The organism is Shewanella sp. ALD9 (assembly GCF_002836315.1).
In the GTDB taxonomy this organism is placed as follows: domain Bacteria; phylum Pseudomonadota; class Gammaproteobacteria; order Enterobacterales; family Shewanellaceae; genus Shewanella.
This window is the reverse complement of the sequence record NZ_PJCD01000003.1, coordinates 125285-144863: the sequence shown is the minus strand read 5'-3', so window position 1 is coordinate 144863 and position 19579 is coordinate 125285. Positions and strand designations below refer to the sequence as shown.

The following is a 19579-nucleotide window of genomic DNA, read 5'->3' as shown; positions in this document are numbered from 1 at the left end:
AAAGAAAAAAGATATAATAAGCTTATTTGACTCGATCACCGCTACCTTTACCCAAAACAGTCATAAAAATATATTTAAAATAATTTTTCATAGTTAAATTATCGATCATTTCACGATCAAATGTTGCTAATAATTCTGGAGTAGACATATCAATATCATTTACCTGAGCCAAGCCGGTAATACCAGGTCGGACAGAATAAATATTTTTAGCGTCACGAGCTAAAATCAACTCTGGTTGGTTAAACAAACCTGGTCGAGGACCAACTAAACTCATTTCTCCTTTTACTACATTCCAAAGCTGTGGTAGTTCATCTAACTTTGTTTTACGCAAAAAAACACCAAAAGTGGTTATTGATGTAGTACTTGCTAAATGACTTGCAACAGATGCTGTATCAACCGTCATTGTCCTAAATTTCACTAAAGTGAACGGTTTTTTATTACGGCCCACACGTTCCTGTATGAAAATAGGTGAACCGGTATCAAACAAACCAATAATGTATAAAATCACTAAAAACGGTAACAAAATTAACAAACCAAAAAGCGAAAACAAAAAATCGAGCAAACGTATCATTTATAAATCCATTAAATTATTTTTTAGTAGAGAGTTGAAAACCATGATCAACTGAATATGGAGGCTTCCAATCTAATGTGTTTTTTGTATGAGTAATATCTAACTGTAATGAGCCTGTTAATCTATCAATGACATCACGCTTATTAAACAAAACACCTACGAATTGAAAGCACCAAACAGGTATAGGCAAAAAGAAGCTTTTCCTTTTCTGCACCTTAGCCATCAAAGAAACCATTGCAGATGTTGATAGATCATTATCGTCAGAGGCTAAGAATATTTGATTAGCTGCATTTGGATGTTCAATGCACAATTTAATCAAATCAACTAAATTATAAACGGATATTAGACTTCGTTTATTATTTTTTATGGCTTTAAATGGAAGTGGATAGCCTTTGTTTACAAAGCTCATTAATGAGGAAAAATTTGCTTTCACACCTTCACCATAAACAAGTGGTGGGCGAATAATGACAATTTCCATACCTGTTATTTTACCCAATGCTAATAACTGCATCTCAGCTTCTGCTTTAGATATTCCATAAGGGTCAATAGGAGCTGGGTTATCACTTTTGGTAAACGGAGGCCTATTCGTAGTAGTTTCGCCATTAACTTTTATTGAGCTAATAAAAATAAATCGCTTTACACCTGCATCAGCAGCTTGTTTAGCTAAACTTAACGTTCCTTGAGTATTAACAGCTCTGAATTCAGCTAAAGGATTATCGTTGATGTCATTCATTATATGGACACGAGCAGCAATATGAATTAGTACTCTCGCTTTACTTAATGAAGTAGCTAAAAGAGAATGATTAATAGCAGATAAATCAAACTCACAGAAATCATAATCGAAAATATCTTTTGGCTTTTTACGTCCCAAAAGTAGCAACTTTGAAGGCTTTAATTCAGAAATGAGTACTTTACCAACAAATCCTGAATAACCAGTAATACCTATCATGTATAAAGTCTCACTATGATTCAATGCTTAATGTCGAACGATATAAATCAAAGTGTTGTTGAAAAACACTTTGGTTAGCAAATTTAGATTCAACTAATTTGCGCCCATTGATACCCATACTTTCAATAATAGATTGATTATCAACAAACTTACATAATGCATTAACTATTGCATTGATAGAGTCTGGTTGAACTAGAAAACCATTATAACTATCTTTACAAATATCCTTACAACCACCTAATGGAGTTGTGATTATCGGTCTACCAACAGCACATGATTCGATTAAAATTCTAGGAACACCTTCGCCGTAGGTTGTAGGTAAACAAACTACATCTGACATTTCAATCAAATTTTTAATATCAGATCTTTTCCCTAACCACTCGACAAAAGGAAATTCAGCAAAATATTTAATCTCATCTTCAGTGTAAGCAAAAGGTGAGTCATGATCGAAAATGCCTGCAACAATCAATTTAACATTTAAACCTTTAACATTTAATTGTTCCACTGCTTCAAACAATAAAGATAACCCTTTATTCTTAAGTAATCGACTAGCAAAAAGTACAGTTAGTTGTCCTTTTTTAGTCGAAGGAGAACAGTATGAAAACTCATCTAGATTTATACCAGCACCAAAAACTCTTTCCAATCTATTAAAAGGTATAACATTGTTAAATTTAAATAGTTGAAGATCTTCTTCATTTTCAAATAAAGCATAATTATTCTGACTTTTAGAAAATAACTTTAAAATAATGAATATTATTTTCCTAGATAATGTATATTTTAATTCTTCTGAAACTCCTAAAGTACCTAAACCAGGATAAGTAGATACCAAAGCAATTCGATTGAACCTACACAAGATTGTAGAATAAAGGTTTGGTTTTATCGTAACTGAGTGAATTAAAGATGGCTTAGCATTTTTTATAATTTCCTTAAGTTCAATAAGAACCTTGTATTCGTTTAAAATTGACATAGAAGTTCGTTTAATAGATATGGGATGAATAACAAACCCTAAATCTTTTAACCTTTTAAGTATAACGACATCTTGTATCGGAAAAGCCACATGAATAATATAACCTAAAGATTTAAAATACAAAGCTCTCTCTAACCAATGGAGTTCAAAATACCAATCGGCATTTATTACGTATAATATTTTATTCAAAGTTAAAAGCTCCTAATAACATTCGTAAATTCATTAATAGAATTTTATTTAATTATTATTAATTATTAATAAAATGAGAGTAAAAATGAGAACGTTTGTTTTTTAATGAGCTGCTTAAATATCTTGATGCTATATTCAAACTATGAATAGAACTAATTTGAGCCAAGTTAGGGTCGTTTAATACTTTTATTATATCTTGCCTTAACTTTACATAATCACCCGAAGTGTGAATATAGTCACTCATAGTTAATTCCGAAAGTCCACCTGCATCAGATGAAATAACAGGGCAACCTCTACTCATAGCTTCAATAGTAGCTCTTGGTAGCCCCTCTTGAAATGAAGGTTGGATATAGATATCAATATCATCTAACCAATCATAAACATCATTTTTAATAGCCATAAAGCCATCATAGTTAAAATTAACAGCAAACTTTTTTGATATTTCTAAGTACTTTTTGGGATCACCGGTTCCTATAACATGGAAACTAATATTTTCTAGCGAGTCTAACGCTTGAAGTGCAACAGAAATTCCTTTTGAATCGTTTTGCATTGTACCCATCAAGCCAACTTTTACAGTTCGATCTTTTATTCTATTAGATAATCTTTTATACCTAAAATCAACAGATTCTACATTAGCTAATAAATCAATCTCTACATTTGATGCGTTAGTTGTTAGGCCATTACAACTATACCTTTCCTGTAGAGCATGTTCCGTTACATATAATGCACCATCACATTGCTTAACCCAATATTTCATACGTAACTTTATTATAGGTGCATATAACTTTGCAAAAAAACTACCATGATAATTTAACCCATCATATGGACAAGCTACGACCTCACAAATTACTTTTTTATTAAATTTTTTGCCAAACTTAATCGCATTAAAGCCTATCTCACTAGGAACCCTCGCAACTACAATATCAACATCGTTTACAATTTTTTCAACTACATTATTCCCAGTACCAAATAATAAAGACCGAATGTTTGACAAATTTCTGGAAAACACAAATGTTACATTATCTCTTTCTGAAATTTGACTAGGTTTAATACTATTTGAAAATCTTCCGCATACAATTAACTTGTTCACTCCTGCGTCAAAAAATCGATCCCAAACAGATTTATTTAAAGTACCTGTAGTATAAATAACGTCATTCTTTTTAGTAAAAATATGGTCATGAAAGAAGCCTATTTTCATGAATTAAACACCTTTTTAATATCTGAGATAATAGATTTTCTATCAATAGAAATAACCTCAAAAGCGAGAGACAATTTATTCTTATACTCAATACTATTCTCCACAAGATTATCGAAAATATTTTGTAAAGTTTCATATGTAATGTCGGTAATATCAACTACATATTCATGTAATCCTATTTCTTTCATTATACCGTGAGTTTTATTTCCTCCGTAAGCAATAGCAGCAGAAGGTATACCTTGAACTTGAGAAAAAATAACTGAGTGAAAGCGAGTACCTATTAGATAATCAAGTTTGGAATAAATATTCATAATTTCTTTATAATTAAGATCAAAATCTATTATCGAATATTCACAATTATTATCTAATTTTGATACTACGTCATTAATAGCTAATAAATCTGTTTCATGGGCACTTGGACCTTGAACTTGAACAATAAAATGAAACATGCAATTTTTTTTATTTTTATTACAAAAATCTGCCATTGATTGAATATAATTCTTATATTTCATGTCAGGGTCATTTGATTGAGGAAACCTATAGGGTCTTACTGTAATTCCTACGTTTTTCTTTGACTTACTATATTTTTCAATACAGTTGTCGATCAATTTTTTAATCGGAAGTTCAAGAAAACTAGATTTGGCATAATAACCAAGATCAAAGGCATATTTAACATTATTAATACCAATATCACGAGCAAAACTTAATGATACACGTTCCCGTACATAGACTAAATCGCATTGATTTAAAACCCATCTGGTAAAAAGTTTATTAGTAAAACCAGTTATTGGTCCAATGGAATTAGGTAAAACAATGATTTTTTTATTTAGTCGCTTTCCAAGTAATAAATAGTAAAGTCCAAACCAGAGATAATATAGATCACCAAGCTTGCCATAAGTATGTAGAAAACCACCACCTTTAACAACTATTGCATCAGATTCTTTTACAGACTTAAAAGTTTTTTGATGTTCAATATTTGGAAACAAGATAGAAAAAAGATATTGTGTTGGAATACATAAAATAAGAAAGTGTCTAAAGAAATCAAATAATGCCATTAGACCAGCTTTTATAAAATCAAATTTAGAATCGTGAACTTCATTCTTAGTCAAGATTCTCTTAGGATTTTCAACTAAATTTCTCAAAACTTTAAAACCTGCGGCTTTAGTTTGTTTAGACTGGTTTTGTCTGTCTTCATTATTATTACCATAATCAACAATTGTTATATCGACATTTTCCCCTATCGCATCTTTTAATAAATACGCAGCTTCCCAAACTAGTGCTTGATCACCTCTATTCAAATCAGTACAGGCTGGTACTATTACAACTTTCTTCGTCATTTTCACATCCAAACTCATTAAAAAAATCAACTTAAATCACTATATATTATTTAATACTGTTTCGTACTTAGATATAATATTTTTACAATTGAACTTAGAAATACTTTCTAATAATTCTTTTTCCTTCCAATTATAACTTAAAGCGGAAATTATCTTCTCTTGCAAATCATTTTGGTCTAAATGTTTAACTAAAAACCCATTAACACCATTAATTATAATTTCAGATGGACCACTTGGACAATCATAGGATACAACAGGAGTATTGTATGAGATAGACTCTAATAAGACGTTAGGAAACCCCTCATTGAAAGACGATAAGATTGTCAAATTAGCTTCACTATAATATTGGGCTACATTTAAAACTTTACCAACAAAAGAGACATGTTTAACAATATCATTTTCAAGACAAAATAATTTGAGACGTTCTTTTTCAGGACCATCACCTACAATTATTAAGATGACATTTGGATTAGATATACTTATAAACTTGACGGCTTTTAGAATATCTATAACATTTTTTTGTTTGACTAAGCGTCCTACGTAAAGCAGTTGATGTTTAGAATTAGATTTTTTATTTAATATAGATGTTGGCAAACCAATTGGATTAGGAATTAATTCAGAAGGACCTGTTACATAATAATTTCTCACTAAATCATCTTTAATTCCTTTTGATTGATAAATATAAAAATCCATTTTCTTATAGAACAACTTCATGAGTAGCGTTACAAAGAACCTATATTTTTTAGATTTAAACAAAACTGTAATAGAAAAAGTATTATTCATTCTACTTATAATCTTTAAATCTTTCCTTAAAAATAGCTTTATTAATAATAAAACGAGGGCATATTCATGGTTAAAAACTAAAATAGAACCCCCAGCTAATTGGGGTACTAAACTGAATAAGGAAGGTATAGACTTTATAGAACTAGCTTTCCCTAAGAAAAACAATCTTACATTAGTATGACATTGTTGAACAGCTAATTCATCTCTATCATCAAATATATAAATATTGATAATATAACCCTTTTCAGCTAATCCATTTGCGATAATTTTACATACTTTCTCAGTTCCACCACCTTGAAGTGAATTAATTAAGAAATTATGATACATACTATATTCCTATTACGAGTAAAAATAAAATGAATTTAATGATATTTACTTTTTAAAATAATAAAAGAATTTATGGTTAAAATATATGAAAAACCATACCAAAAATATGCCTGAAAGCTCTAAGAAAATAGATGCACGACTTAAATAAATTGATTTCGAATAGTAAATCAAAAAACTAATCCATGGTAAACTCAAATATGAAATATAGTCATTACTAATTATACGCTCGCTTGTAGCCATGAAATAGCCAAAGATAAACATTCCAAGAAATACTCCTAGAAAACCGAAGTCTAAATACAAATCAGCAGTAATTGAAGTTCCATCGCCATAAGTTGTATTATCGCCTTGAATTAAAAAAGATATAAACTCTGATGTGGAAGCATACTTTTTTTCACCGTCATCTATCATTTCACTAAGTAAACCTTGAGCACCAGGTATTACACCTGCAATTCTTTTTATAGCATATGCACCATACCTAAAATCATAATTGTTAGGTACATTAACTAGAGCATGGTTTAAAGTCCGTCCTGAATGGGCTAGCTCTATGAAACTATCTCCTGGAACTTTTTCACTATACCAACGACTGTTGGATTTGTTATCTGAAAATGTAGTTTCTAGCTGTTGTAGGTAATCTTTACTTTGCCTTACTTGCCCAATAACAGACATCAGTATAGAAGCACTCAATATTAAAATAACTAATTCTATAATTTTAATTCTTCGAAATTTATAGATATATAATGAGACAACTAATAAACCATAAGATATTATCACACCTCTATCGCCAACATATAAAGAAAAAAGAATATGCCAACCGAGTAAAAGCAAAAGCGGTGCACCAAATTTAGAAAGATAATTTAATAAACTAATTTTTACACATGTATTGGCTATACTTGTTATTTTTACAATGATAGCAGCCGTTATTGATGCATTGAATAATTTTAGAAAATAGTTTGATACTGATAACGAATCACCAGCATAATATACTCCGGAACGATATGATCCAGAGGTTGCAAAAAAAAGAAAATAAGCAAAATAAGCAATAATTAATAATATATAAATGGAACTTGTATTATTAATCTTATATGACTTTACTTCATATCCACATCGCCCATAACTATTACCAAGCATGTATAAAGTAATAGCTAAAACAGAAGTTATTAAAGAAGTATTTTCTATTTCAGAATTAGACCAATATTTATTATATGACCAAGTAGGCAAATAATAGTCAAAATGCTGAAGAATAATCACTTGAAAAAAAACTATAAAGAAACCGAATAAAAAAATATTATTAAATGAAAGGTGGTTTTTGTCTTTATTATTTCTTATAAATAAAAAGTATAATACTGTTGCAATTAGATAAAGAAAAATACAGATACGTTGATAACTCATATCAACATTTAGAGGTGTATCAAAAAAAAGTAAAATACAAATAATACAAATCAAGTGTAGTATCAGAAATGAAATTCTTTTTATTATTGTCATTTAATACTCTTAGATTATTTATAAATAATTAGACATTAGATAATTTTTTTTCTCTTCAGCTGACAAATGCTTTGTAAACTTAATTTTGGGTGTAACTTTAGATTTGTAATCCTCGAGGGACATAATTTTTCTTACAGGTACACCAGCATAAACAAAATTACTTTCCAAACAGCCTCGAACAATTGAACCCGCTCCTACAATTACGTTATTACCTATTGTGGTATTAGGCAAAACAATAACATTACAACCCAGAAATACATTATCACCGATTTCAATTTTGCCAAACAAATCTGCTCTAGTAAGATCTGGATTAATATTTCTTAAGACATTAACAGCACCATCATGGGTGATAAACTTTATACCTGTAGAGCAATAAAAATCGTTACCAAGGGAAATTAAATATGGCTCACTTCCAAATGAAATCTTTTTATTTAGTTTACAGTTTTCCCCTAAATTGACACCCTTAACTTTGGCTAATTTATTTGGAGAATAGAATATCTTTTGATACAAATCGTATAGTTTTTTTATTAATGCCATATTTACCTTTTAAATATTTTCTTATTAACTAACAATTGGATGACGAAATGAAAAATCTGTACAATTAAAAAACAATAGGCCAAACCTAAGGCATCGTAAAATATAATAGAGGGGTACACTATTATTAAGTTTATGATAACAGTTAAAAAAGTAACTTTAGACAGTAAGGTTCCTTTTCCTTCTATTATCAGAATAGTAGATAAATATCCGCCAATTGAAAATACTAGTGAAAAAGAGAAAACTGTTAAAATTTCTTGGACATATTCATTTTTGTCTGCGATTAAAAAATCAATTATGTATCCACCTAAAAAATACAAACTTATTGAAAGCATAAATAAAGAAAGTAAGATAAAAAAGAACGCAACTCTTACCAATCGATTATATTTTATTTCATCGACTAGCTTTACTTTTGACAAATAAGGAAAAACAGACTGTATTATAGGATTAAACATTGACCTTAATGCCATATATATATTTTCTGCTATCGAATAATATCCGACAAGAACTGGTGTAGTTAACAAACCTAGTAATACTATGTTGAATTTAGTGTAAAAAAGTACAGCTATTTTTGATAAAAATACATGCCACGAGCTTTCAAGTGCAGACTTGACACTAAAATAAACAGGAAACTTAAAGCTTAAAGAGAAAATTTTAATACCCCATAAAATAGATATTAAAGAAACTATTATTGATATAACCCCTTCAATTAATGGTACATATAATATATCTTCTGAAGTTTTAACAAATAACATAGTAAGAAAGACAAAAGAAAACCTTCCAATTAACTTTAATATAGTTATAACCTTCATATTTTGCATTCCCTGATACAGCCACACTGGGAATAATGCATCAGCAATAACTAAGTTAAAAAATAATAGAAAGAGATACTTGTTTTCATAAATTTGAGGAATCGAATAAATAAATATAAATAAAAATAAATAACAAATTAATACTATAAATATTTTTGCATATATAATATCCTGAAAAATAGAATTGACTTTAACCTTATCATTCGAAACTTCTGCTATTTGTTTTGTTCCTGTCAAATCAAAGCCATAAGACACAAGAGCTCTGAAGAAAACATTTACTGCCGTTACAAAACTTAATATCCCAAAGCCTTCTATACCTAATGTGATTATTAAATATGGTGTTAACACCAAAGGAACAATGTAATTACCAAATTGTAATAATGTTAACGATACCCAATTACTCAAAATACTATAAAAATTTCTATTAATATTCATTAATTGCCAAAAAGATAATAACCATTAAAAAGTTAAATTCTAAGATTAAAGTTAAAGTATAAAATTAATTATTAGATATTTATGTATTTTATATTTATTTATCATTGTAAATAATTTTTTATTAAATACTATTACTTATCTGATTTATACTCATAATTATAATACCCATAATATCCATAAGCATTACTAGCTTTCTTAACAACACCGTTAAAGACTACACCTTTAACATCGATACCATTTTGTTCGAAGCGATCACGGGTTAATTCGATTTCTCGTAAATGGTTTTGACCAAAACGAGCAACTAATAACGTCGTGCCAGTATGGGCACTGACAATGGCCGGATCGGTTACCGCTAATATTGGTGGAGTGTCTATAATAACCAAATCGTATGCAGCGCTTACTTCTTCGACTAGCTTACTAAAATTACTGTGCATTAATAACTCAGAAGGGTTGGGCGGTATTTGGCCCCGAGTAATTACTTTTAAACCTTCTATTTTGCTAGGTTTAGTTACCTCATCTAATGTTAAGCGCCCAGATAAGTAATCACTTAAGCCATCATCCCACTTTAGGCCAAACTGAGTTTGTAAATACCCTTTACGCATATCGGCATCGATAATCAGTACTTTTTTGCCACTTTGGGCCAGTATTGCCGCTAAATTAACCGAAATAAATGATTTACCCACCCCTGGGCTTGGGCCAGATATAGCAATAATATTATTTTTTGCTTCCATCATGGCGAAATGCAAGCTAGTTCGTAGACTACGTAATGCTTCGATAGATAGGTCTGCAGGGTTGTCTATGGCTAAAATCGATTTAGCCTTAGCAGCCGCTTTAGCTTTACTCGATTTACCGAAGCTCATGAGCTTCTGTTGATTTTCTGAATACGGCACACTGGCATAAACAGGTAATCCAATCGCTTCAATCTCGCTTGGGTCTTCTACGCCACGATGCATGGCTTTTTGCACTAACACAATCGCAATGGCTAACATGCCACCCAACATCGTTGCCATAACCACAATTAATGGCTTCTTAGGTTTGACAGGTTTAGAGGTGTTGACCTCGGCAGAGTCAATAATGCGCACATTACCGACTGTTCCGGCACGGACAATGTCCAACTCCTGAGTTTTACCCAGTAGCATGGTATAAATTTCGTTACTGACTTCAACATCGCGCTTTAAACGTAACAATTCTTGTTGAGTTTCAGGTAAATTACCTACCTGCCCCACAAGCTCTTTCTTTTGATCATTAACCGCACTAATTTGCTCGACTAAGCCTTGATAAGTAGGATGATCTTTTTTGAACTTACGGCTTATTTCTAGTCGTTTTAATTCCAACTCTTGTAATTTTGTCTCGAGGGCAACAACTTGCTCAAGTACGCCTTGGGTTTCTAGGGTGATGTTAATAGACTGACGCTTTATTTGATAATCGTTAAAGCGTTGCTCGGCCAATTCAAGTTGCTTTTTAATCTCGGGTAATTGAACTTCCAAAAACTCCAAAGATTTTTGTGCTTCGGCAGAGTTACGCTCGACATTACGACGGACATAAATAGCCGCGACTTTATCGAGTACTTTTTCGGCATAACTTGGATTATCACTTTGTAAGCTTAAATTGATAATGCCTGAGTCTTTACCCTTTTCACTAGCACCTATTGCGGCTTGCAAATCTAGAATGGTGTTTAATCTATCTTGGCGTGTAATCGTAAATTCTGTACCAGGACGCGCATGTAACGTGCGCACGGTTAAGCTAAATTTTGCATTGCTTAACTCTTGACCCACTTTGCCTTTGAGAATTTGTTCGCCATCGCCGTTTAATAACGCTACAGCGTTGTTTTCTAAAGCGACTAATGTGAACTCGATATCAATAGCAGATTTTGGTACATCGAAACGGTATACGTCGATAATTTCGCCGCCCCAGGCATAACTGCTGGCACCAAAACTGGGCTCGGCTAGGTCACCTTCATTCATAGGCGCAAATTTACGAAATGAACGGGAACCAATAAATGGAAATAGGTTTGGCTCAGCAATAACATCTAGCTTTAAATTATCGACGGCTTCACCAATCACCGAACGTGATTTTAATAGTTCAATTTCGGTCACCGCTGTTGAAGTACTTTCGAACATCCCCGCCATATCATCTAAACCGGGCACGGATGAGCCGCTGTCTTCTACTTGTATCATCGCAGTCGCCTGGTACACAGGTGTCGATAACACTGCATACACAACTCCAATGAACATGAATAACGCCGTTAAACCAATAATAAAATATTTACGGTCTAATAAGGCGCCAAACAATGCCATTAAATCGATTTCTTGTGCTTGTTGAGCAAGGTTATCATTCTTTTTTGTTGTAGGCTGAGCACTCATTAAGTTGCCATTCCTTATAGATATTTTTGCCAAGCGCTACATGCGCTATCGATTAATGCGTACACATGCTCAAAGGCTTCTTGGCTTTGGCGATACGGATCGGGAATTTCTGCATTATTGATCCATTTCCCTAATAAAAACGTTTTACCACGCGCCTCAGGGTAGCGGCTGTGAACATCGTTTAAATGGCGTTGTTCCATAACAAGAATGACACTATTAGTGGCAATTAATTGCGACGATAATTGCTGACCTTGGTGTGAGTCCATTACCACACCATGACTTAAGGCAATTTTTTGCGCCATGGCGTCAGCTGATTTACCGACTAATGCGGTTAATCCTGCTGATGCGATGGTGATATTTTTATCGATAAGCTTGCTTTTTAAAACATACTCAGCTGTTGGGCTGCGGCAAATATTGCCTGCACAAACCATTAATACTGAATCAAACATAGTGTAAAACCCTTAACGGAGTAGACATTAATTGATTAATTTTAAATACCATTAATATTATCTAATGTCGCGACCGAAGGCAGTAATAAGCTGATTACGCGGTTCCAACGGGCCAATGGTGCAGAAGTTACATACACTATATCGTGAGGTTGTAACTCAAATTGCTCAGCCAGTACCAACGAGGCTATGTTTTTGGCGTGTAGTTGATATACATCGGCTAAAATACCCGTTTGTTGATAATCGCGTTTACGCAGTACAAATATACCGTTAGCATCGGCGGTATTTTCGTTTAAGCCGCCTGAATCGCTTAACGCCTCTGCTAGGTTTAAGCCATAACGGTTAAGCATTACCGTACCGGCTTTTTTGACATCGCCTAATACAAACACTTTTTGCGCATCGTTACGGTTTACATGCACGATGTCGCCGTCTTGCAGTAAACGGTTTTGAGATATATCGCCTTGAGCATAAAACTTGTCTAACTCTATAATCTCAGTGGTTTCACCACGAGTAAATGTCACCGTGCGCCAGTCGGCAGATTCTGATAAGCCGCCAGCCTGGTTTAATGCATCAATAAGGGTTAATGGAATTTCTGTAATAGGAAACACACCCGGTTGGGTGACTTCACCGGTGATATAGGTTTTTTGGCTTCTAAAACCAACCACTTTAATATCGACTTGAGGGTCTGCGATGACTTTACTTAACCGTTCAACCAATTCTTTATGCAGTTGTCTGACTGTTTTACCTACTGCAGGAATATTGGGTGCATAAGCATAAGTAACTGTGCCATCTTGTTGTACCCTAAAACCATCAAACTCGGCAGTACGTTGAACTGCAGCAGGAATGGTTAACTCAGGGTGATCCCATACACCGATGGTTAATACGTCACCAATTCCTAACTTATATTTATAATTGCTGGTATCGATACCTGCATAACTGGACATCGGTTTAGCACTTTTTCGAAGTTGTTTTTGCTGTGCTATTAATGATGCATCAATAATTTGAATGTTGACCTTGTCTAAGTCTTGTTCGAGGCTTCTTGTTTGATCACCAGAATCAATCCCCTCAAAATGACTGCCGGGAACAATGGCGCAACCCGACACAGATACAAGCAAAAATGATGTAATGAGTGTTTTGTAACTAAACGTCATTGTATGATTCCAATTTATTTAAATTTTTTGTAATGAATTAAGGGTAAAAGATAGAAAGCTTAGAAAGCTTAGAAAGCAAAAGCCTAGTTACTAGATTCTAGGGCGCTGCGCTTCTAAGTAGAGCAAAAGGCTAGAAAGCAAAAGCCTAGAGTCTAGATTGCTATCGCACGTCATCGCTCTATACCGCCTGACACCGCTCTAACTGCTAGAGTCTAGTTCATTTATTATCGTTTTTATAATTTTAGGATTAGCTGACTCGTTAAGGAACAAAGGCGTTGCCATGTTTCTTATGAGAATTGAGTGAACATAATCCATTATTTATTCGAGGAGATTAGTCGACAAGCCAAAAGGGCTCATTCGCTATTTATTGTTAGATATCGCCTGATACCGCTCTAACTACTAGATTCTAGAGCGCTGCGCTTCTAATAGAGCAAAAGGCTGGAAAACAAAAGCCTAGTTGCTAGATTCTAGGGCGCTGCGCTGCTATAAAATCTTTACAGCGAAGCTGTCCTTAGCAGGACGAAGTCCGATCTAGAAGTGAAGCGCACTATCCGCGTAGCGGCCTAGGCTCTATGACTCTAGGGCGCTGCGCTGCTATAAAATCTTAACTGCGAAGCAGTCCTTAGCAGGACGGAGTCCGATCTAGAAGCGAAGCGCACTATCCGCGAAGCGGCGTAGAAACAAAAGCCTAACTACTAGATTCTAGGGCGCTGCGCTGCTATAAAATCTTAACTGCAAAGCAGTCCTTAGCAGGACGAAGTCCGCCCTAGAAGCAAAGCGCACTATCCGCGTAGCGGCCTAGGCACTATGACTCTAGGGCGCTTCTATAAAATCTTAACTGCGAAGCTGTCCTTAGCAGGACGAAGTCCGATCTAGAAGCGAAGCGCACTATCCGCGAAGCGGTCTAGAGCCTATTAGAGCCTAGAGCGATTTTCAGACACGCTACCGCCCATAGGTTACGGCTCCAGCATGCCCAAAATTTCAACGAAACTTCCATTTTTTAAGCATTTACGACTAAATTACGTCGAATATGCATTTTGAGCGCTGATTATACTTAAAATTTCTGTAATTTACAGACGGAAATGACAATCTTGTGATTAATTTTGCCATTATATTGCGGTTACGTGACAAAAACACTACAGCCAAAAAAACTAATATACAGTATTAAACCCTAATTAATCATCATGATAAGCCTACAATAACGGTTACAATTAGATATTTGACTTGCTGTATTTATTTTTAGTCATAAAAAAAGGATATTGCTGATGCAATATCCTTTTTTTGAAGCAAAAATACACATTTATTGGCGTTTTTAATTAATCTGTCTGTAGTTAACTTTTTATTTTATCAGTGTAATTGCATATTTTAACCGAAACCGACTGATACACCCTTTTCTACTTTAGTGTGCGCTACTGCTGTTGTTTAACTTACAGCAACTTGGTTGCAATATCTTGTTAGTATTGGCTAGTCACAATAAATGAAGTTACATGTTAATGCCAAGTATTAAGCACTGGTCTTAAGCACTGGTCTTAAGCACTAGTTTTAAGCCCTAGTATAAGCACTACATGTTCGCTAAAGTGCGAGTCATAATAGTTAGTACTTTGGTTACCCATTGTTTTGCAGTTTCAAGATTATCGGCTTCGACGTAACAACGAAACTCAGGTGCATTACCCGATGGGCGCAAATGAATAATTAACCCGCTTGCTAAGGTGAGTCGCAGGCCATCGGTTGCATCAACATTAACAAGTTCATCGGCATTAACACCTAATGTCGTCAGTAACTCTTGAGGTGATGCATGCACCGTTGCAATGATGGCTTTGCTTTTGTCGGTTGGAAAGTCTTTTAAACGATCGCTGTGTGTATAACGTTGCGGTAAATGGCCTACTTGAGCCGCAATACCTGTCGTTTGTGATAAAGCTAATACCGCTAATACCGGCAAAACGGCATCACGTGTTGGTAAGGCTGTTAAACTAGATTGAGATTGATTTAAGCTTACATCACTGCCAAGTAAAAAACCGCCGTTGGCTTCAAAACCTGCCACTGTGGTGTACTGAGTTAACAACGGAGCAAAAGCTTCGATGACATAAGGTGAACCAATTTTAGTTCGTTTAACTGTTCTGAATAATTTAGTTTGCTCTATAGCAGTATTACAACTAACAGGGATAGCCAGCGCTTCTATATTAAGGTACTTGCTGCACAACAGGCCTAAAATATCACCTCTTAACCAATGGCCATTTTCGTCGGCCAGCATAGGACGATCGCCATCACCGTCGGTAGAAAATAGTGCGTCAAGCTTGTGCAATCTCACCCAGTCGAGCGCTTTTTGGCAGTCTTGTTCACTCACGGCTTCTGTGTCTATAGGAACAAATACATCACTACGTTCTAAAGTAACAACATCAGCTCCGAGTTTACTAAACAACTCAGGATAGATATCCCGGCCAGCACTGGAATGTTGGTAGATACCTATTCGCTTACCCTGTAATAGTGTATTGCTGAATACATTTAAATAACGTTGAATATAGTGTTGTGCAGCATTTGGATTAACCGTTAATGGGTCGAGCTCGGTTAATGGACTAAATCCAACTTGGCTCGAGAGAATCGCCAGTTCATTTTGCTTAGAAATTTCGCCATCTGGTCGATAAAACTTGAGTCCGTTACGGTCGAACGGAATATGACTTCCGGTAACCATAATTGAAGGAATGTTTTGATGCATGGCAACATAGGCCAATGCCGGCGTTGGTATTACGCCGTAATATTGAGATTTAAGGCCTAGTTGCGCTAATGCTTGTGCACAAGCTTGGGCCATAGCATAACTACTAGGGCGGTTGTCTATCGCAATGGCTATGGTATCAAACGTAAAGTCTTGCTGCATAACAGCGACAAAGGCATGAGTAAATGCAGCGCATACCTCTGGGGTAAATTGCTCAACTAACCCGCGCGCACCACTGGTACCAAAAAGCACGCCGCTTTGAGCTAAAGTTGCTTTAGTGTTTAACATCAGTTATTTCCCTTCTACACGGCCGTAGCGGTCTTCAAAACGAACGATGTCATCTTCGCCTAAATACGAACCCGATTGAACTTCGATAAGTTCTAATGGCATTTTGCCTGGGTTTTCTAGTGCATGAATAACGCCGACTGGAATATAAGTAGACTGGTTTTCGGTTAATAGAATCTCTTTGTCACCATTGGTTACTTTGGCCGTGCCCGATACCACAATCCAATGTTCTGCGCGGTGATGATGCATTTGTACTGACAGTTTCGCACCAGGTTTGACGGTAATGCGTTTCACTTGAAAACGCTCACCGTTGTCAATTGAGTCATATTGCCCCCAAGGACGATAAACTTCACGGTGAAATGTGACTTCAGAACGTTGTTCAGACTTAAGCTGATTAACAATTGCTTTTACGTGTTGCGAATGGTCTTTATGCGCAACTAATACCGCATCTTTAGTGTTAACGATGACTAAATTTTCAACACCAACGGTGGCAACGAGTTTATCTTCACCAAAAACCAAGGTGTTTTTAGTATCGACAGCTTTAACATCGCCTTTGAACACATTGCCATTATTGTCTTTTTCAGATACATCCCATAATGCTGCAAAACCACCTACGTCGCTCCAACCTGCGTCCATTGGTACAACGACAGCATCTTGAGTTTGCTCCATTACTGCATAATCGATAGATTCATCTGGACACGCTTCAAACGCGGCTTTGTCGACACGAATAAAGTCCAGATCATTATTTTGTACTCGCATGGCTGCTTCGCAGGCGGCATAAATGTCTGGTCGAAATGCTTTTAGCTCGGTTAAGTAACGGCTAGCTTTGAATAAAAACATGCCGCTGTTCCAATAATAATCACCGCTTTGAATATATTGTTGCGCTGTGACGAGGTCCGGTTTTTCGACAAAGCTGTCGACAACAAAACCGCTTTGAAATTGCTGGCCGCGTTTTATATAACCATAACCCGTTTCTGGTTTGTTACCTACAATGCCAAACGTCACCAGCTTGTCTTGTGCTGCTAACTCTGCCGCCTTTGCGACACTTTGTTGAAACGCACTTACGTCATCAATAACATGGTCTGCAGCTAAGACTAACAATAACGGGTCTTGGCCTTGCTCTGTGGCTTTAAACGCTGCCAATGCAATGGCTGGTGCAGTATTTCGGCCTACTGGCTCTAAAAATATCCCGCTATGTTTAACCCCAAGCTGCCTAATTTGTTCTGCTGCAATAAAACGATGTTCTTCATTACAGATAAGCATTGCAGGCGTATGTTCAAGGCCTTTTAAACGTGTAATGGTGTTTTGCAGCATTGTTTGCTCACCACTTAAGGTTAAAAATTGCTTGGGGTAATTACCGCGCGAAAGCGGCCATAAACGTGTACCTGAACCGCCAGCCATAATAATAGGTGTAATTGTCATAATGCCGCCAATGCTATTTTAAAAGTGTGTCCAACCAATGGGACAAGGAAAGAGGTGTTGTCGATATATTGCCAATGGCAACTTGCTTAACAAATTGTTGTTTTTGGTCGTTGCTCCACACGGTTCCATTGGTGCGATCGAGAATGTCGATGGCTGCAATTGGTTGGTGTAATAACACGTAAGGATTTGTTGTCAGCAAGTTGTAATCTAGGCTCAAGGTTTCCCAGGTTCGCATGGTTAACCCCGACTGTCCTTTATGGTGTATATCGATAATAAAACGACTATCTGAGAAAATATCGTTCATGGTGTCGCGATCAATAATGTCGAATGTAATCCATTCTTTAGGACATTTTCTTACATAAGGATCGAGTAGATAAAATACACAGAATTGTATTTTACTTTGAAAATAAATTTTAATAAATGAGGCTGTAGAATGGCCTTGTTGATTGTTTACTACCTGATATAACAGCTTTGCTCTGTCGCCGTGATAACTGCCAATAAAACTGTATTGATAGCTGTTGGCTGATTTATTTGATGCTGCGTTGCTAGTGTTATCATCTGGATAGAATAATGGCACATACTCTAATTGGTGTTGTTGGCAATCGGCAAAGTCGAATGACATAGCCTTATCTGCTACCGCAGCTAATTGAACAAATCCATTTGAGTTAGCTATAGAATCCCAACAATATACAACCACGCGGACTTTTGGATTTAACCTCTTAATTCCCTGTATTAAAAGCGGTGAAATACAGGTGCCTTTAACAATAATAACGGTGGTTATATCGTGTATTAATGGAGTTATTTTATCGAGTAATTGTTGACTATACTGACGCGAAATAAAGTGATTGTAATTAGCTACGTTATATTTGATTAACGCTTTACCAATAGAAGAACATAGCGGTCTGTCGGAAAAAGAGTGTACAGAAGTAAAACGCTTTGTTAGTTGGTTTTCAATCAGTACTTTATAGTCGAAAAATGCGGGACAAATTAATACTGCGTGGTCGTTGTTACCCATGAATTGCTAGCCACTTTTTTTGCTCGAAGTTATAAGTTTTAATTACTTTGGCAGGATTACCTACCGCAATTGAAAATGCCGGTACATTTTTAGATACCACAGCATTAGCGCCAATGATTGCACCTTGGCCAATGGTTACACCAGGTAAAACAATCACTCCTTCGCCTAACCATACATTTTGTTCTATTACGACTGGGGTACCTGTTAATGGTCTGTCTTTGCAAATTGATAAAGGATCTGAATGTAAGTTACCGCCATAGCCACCGTGATTAAGATCGGTAATAAACACTCGACTCGCAATTAACACATTATCGCCGATACTGACACTTTTTAGAGCTGCTATGTGCACTGAATCATTAACCTGACAATTGTTACCAATAGCAATATTAATTTCGCCATGTTGGCCATGAGCTTCGAAACGACAATAACGACCAGTCGAAAAACCCTTACCGATTTGGATATTTTGTTTGCCGCGACAATCAAATGGACGACGTATTATTTTGGCTTGTTTGAACAAAAAATAGGTTAATACTTTCTCATAAGCTAAGGACAGAATACCAAAGAAGCCGTAATGTTTGATTAAATTACCCAAAATCTATTCCT

The 19579-nt window shown here is 35.2% G+C and carries 16 protein-coding genes; all 16 read right to left on the bottom strand.

The window, feature by feature from the left end; translation table 11 throughout:
- Window positions 1-22: 22 nt before the first annotated feature.
- A complete protein-coding gene (locus CXF88_RS08325) occupies window positions 23-571 on the bottom strand; it encodes a sugar transferase (RefSeq protein WP_101086448.1) in 549 nt (182 codons plus the stop codon).
- A gap of 16 nt (window positions 572-587) precedes the next feature.
- Window positions 588-1520: an NAD-dependent epimerase/dehydratase family protein gene (locus tag CXF88_RS08320; protein WP_101086447.1), complete on the bottom strand. Its 933-nt coding sequence runs from the start codon at window positions 1518-1520 to the stop codon at window positions 588-590.
- Between the two features lie 13 nt (window positions 1521-1533).
- The gene (locus CXF88_RS08315; RefSeq protein ID WP_101086446.1) at window positions 1534-2676 is read right to left on the bottom strand and encodes a glycosyltransferase family 4 protein; all 1143 of its coding nucleotides are present in this window, start codon (window positions 2674-2676) and stop codon (window positions 1534-1536) included.
- Window positions 2677-2734: 58 nt separating this feature from the next.
- Entirely contained in the window at window positions 2735-3874 is a 1140-nt protein-coding gene (locus tag CXF88_RS08310) for a glycosyltransferase family 4 protein (protein ID WP_101086445.1), read from the bottom strand.
- Complete coding sequence (locus CXF88_RS08305) at window positions 3871-5211, bottom strand: polysaccharide pyruvyl transferase family protein (RefSeq protein ID WP_157822788.1); 1341 nt, start codon at window positions 5209-5211, stop codon at window positions 3871-3873. Before CXF88_RS08305 ends, CXF88_RS08310 begins: the two co-directional genes overlap by 4 nt.
- A gap of 39 nt (window positions 5212-5250) precedes the next feature.
- Window positions 5251-6321, bottom strand: coding sequence for a glycosyltransferase (locus CXF88_RS08300; RefSeq protein WP_101086443.1), 1071 nt, complete (start codon window positions 6319-6321; stop codon window positions 5251-5253).
- 45 nt (window positions 6322-6366) lie between these two features.
- Window positions 6367-7803: an O-antigen polysaccharide polymerase Wzy gene (wzy, locus tag CXF88_RS08295; RefSeq protein ID WP_101086442.1), complete on the bottom strand. Its 1437-nt coding sequence runs from the start codon at window positions 7801-7803 to the stop codon at window positions 6367-6369.
- A gap of 18 nt (window positions 7804-7821) precedes the next feature.
- Complete coding sequence (locus CXF88_RS08290; RefSeq protein ID WP_101086441.1) at window positions 7822-8340, bottom strand: acyltransferase; 519 nt, start codon at window positions 8338-8340, stop codon at window positions 7822-7824.
- Between the two features lie 2 nt (window positions 8341-8342).
- Window positions 8343-9584: an oligosaccharide flippase family protein gene (locus CXF88_RS08285; protein ID WP_101086440.1), complete on the bottom strand. Its 1242-nt coding sequence runs from the start codon at window positions 9582-9584 to the stop codon at window positions 8343-8345.
- Between the two features lie 131 nt (window positions 9585-9715).
- Window positions 9716-11947 (bottom strand): polysaccharide biosynthesis tyrosine autokinase, encoded by a 2232-nt coding sequence (locus CXF88_RS08280; RefSeq protein ID WP_101086439.1) that lies wholly within the window; start codon window positions 11945-11947, stop codon window positions 9716-9718.
- Between the two features lie 14 nt (window positions 11948-11961).
- Window positions 11962-12396 (bottom strand): low molecular weight protein-tyrosine-phosphatase, encoded by a 435-nt coding sequence (locus CXF88_RS08275; protein WP_101086438.1) that lies wholly within the window; start codon window positions 12394-12396, stop codon window positions 11962-11964.
- A 41-nt stretch (window positions 12397-12437) separates the two neighbouring features.
- Window positions 12438-13544 (bottom strand): polysaccharide export protein, encoded by a 1107-nt coding sequence (locus CXF88_RS08270; RefSeq protein WP_101086437.1) that lies wholly within the window; start codon window positions 13542-13544, stop codon window positions 12438-12440.
- A gap of 1561 nt (window positions 13545-15105) precedes the next feature.
- Window positions 15106-16542, bottom strand: coding sequence for a phosphomannomutase (locus CXF88_RS08265; protein ID WP_101086436.1), 1437 nt, complete (start codon window positions 16540-16542; stop codon window positions 15106-15108).
- A gap of 3 nt (window positions 16543-16545) precedes the next feature.
- Window positions 16546-17961: a mannose-1-phosphate guanylyltransferase/mannose-6-phosphate isomerase gene (locus CXF88_RS08260; protein WP_101086435.1), complete on the bottom strand. Its 1416-nt coding sequence runs from the start codon at window positions 17959-17961 to the stop codon at window positions 16546-16548.
- A gap of 13 nt (window positions 17962-17974) precedes the next feature.
- Window positions 17975-18976, bottom strand: coding sequence for a hypothetical protein (locus tag CXF88_RS08255; RefSeq protein ID WP_101086434.1), 1002 nt, complete (start codon window positions 18974-18976; stop codon window positions 17975-17977).
- Window positions 18969-19568, bottom strand: a complete 600-nt coding sequence (locus CXF88_RS08250) for a DapH/DapD/GlmU-related protein (RefSeq protein WP_101086433.1) — start codon at window positions 19566-19568, stop codon at window positions 18969-18971. The genes CXF88_RS08255 and CXF88_RS08250 overlap by 8 nt, the downstream gene beginning before the upstream one ends.
- Window positions 19569-19579 lie beyond the last annotated feature (11 nt).

Excerpts from the sequence above, each read along its gene's own strand:
- CXF88_RS08325 (WP_101086448.1), bottom strand. The coding sequence starts at position 571 with ATGATACGTTTGCTCGATTTTTTGTTTTCGCTTTTTGGTTTGTTAATT.
- CXF88_RS08320 (WP_101086447.1), bottom strand. The coding sequence starts at position 1,520 with ATGATAGGTATTACTGGTTATTCAGGATTTGTTGGTAAAGTACTCATT.
- CXF88_RS08310 (WP_101086445.1), bottom strand. The coding sequence starts at position 3,874 with ATGAAAATAGGCTTCTTTCATGACCATATTTTTACTAAAAAGAATGAC.
- CXF88_RS08305 (WP_157822788.1), bottom strand. The coding sequence starts at position 5,211 with ATGACGAAGAAAGTTGTAATAGTACCAGCCTGTACTGATTTGAATAGA.
- CXF88_RS08300 (WP_101086443.1), bottom strand. The coding sequence starts at position 6,321 with ATGTATCATAATTTCTTAATTAATTCACTTCAAGGTGGTGGAACTGAG.
- wzy (WP_101086442.1), bottom strand. The coding sequence starts at position 7,803 with ATGACAATAATAAAAAGAATTTCATTTCTGATACTACACTTGATTTGT.
- CXF88_RS08290 (WP_101086441.1), bottom strand. The coding sequence starts at position 8,340 with ATGGCATTAATAAAAAAACTATACGATTTGTATCAAAAGATATTCTAT.
- CXF88_RS08285 (WP_101086440.1), bottom strand. The coding sequence starts at position 9,584 with ATGAATATTAATAGAAATTTTTATAGTATTTTGAGTAATTGGGTATCG.
- CXF88_RS08280 (WP_101086439.1), bottom strand. The coding sequence starts at position 11,947 with ATGAGTGCTCAGCCTACAACAAAAAAGAATGATAACCTTGCTCAACAA.
- CXF88_RS08275 (WP_101086438.1), bottom strand. The coding sequence starts at position 12,396 with ATGTTTGATTCAGTATTAATGGTTTGTGCAGGCAATATTTGCCGCAGC.
- CXF88_RS08270 (WP_101086437.1), bottom strand. The coding sequence starts at position 13,544 with ATGACGTTTAGTTACAAAACACTCATTACATCATTTTTGCTTGTATCT.
- CXF88_RS08265 (WP_101086436.1), bottom strand. The coding sequence starts at position 16,542 with ATGTTAAACACTAAAGCAACTTTAGCTCAAAGCGGCGTGCTTTTTGGT.
- CXF88_RS08260 (WP_101086435.1), bottom strand. The coding sequence starts at position 17,961 with ATGACAATTACACCTATTATTATGGCTGGCGGTTCAGGTACACGTTTA.
- CXF88_RS08255 (WP_101086434.1), bottom strand. The coding sequence starts at position 18,976 with ATGGGTAACAACGACCACGCAGTATTAATTTGTCCCGCATTTTTCGAC.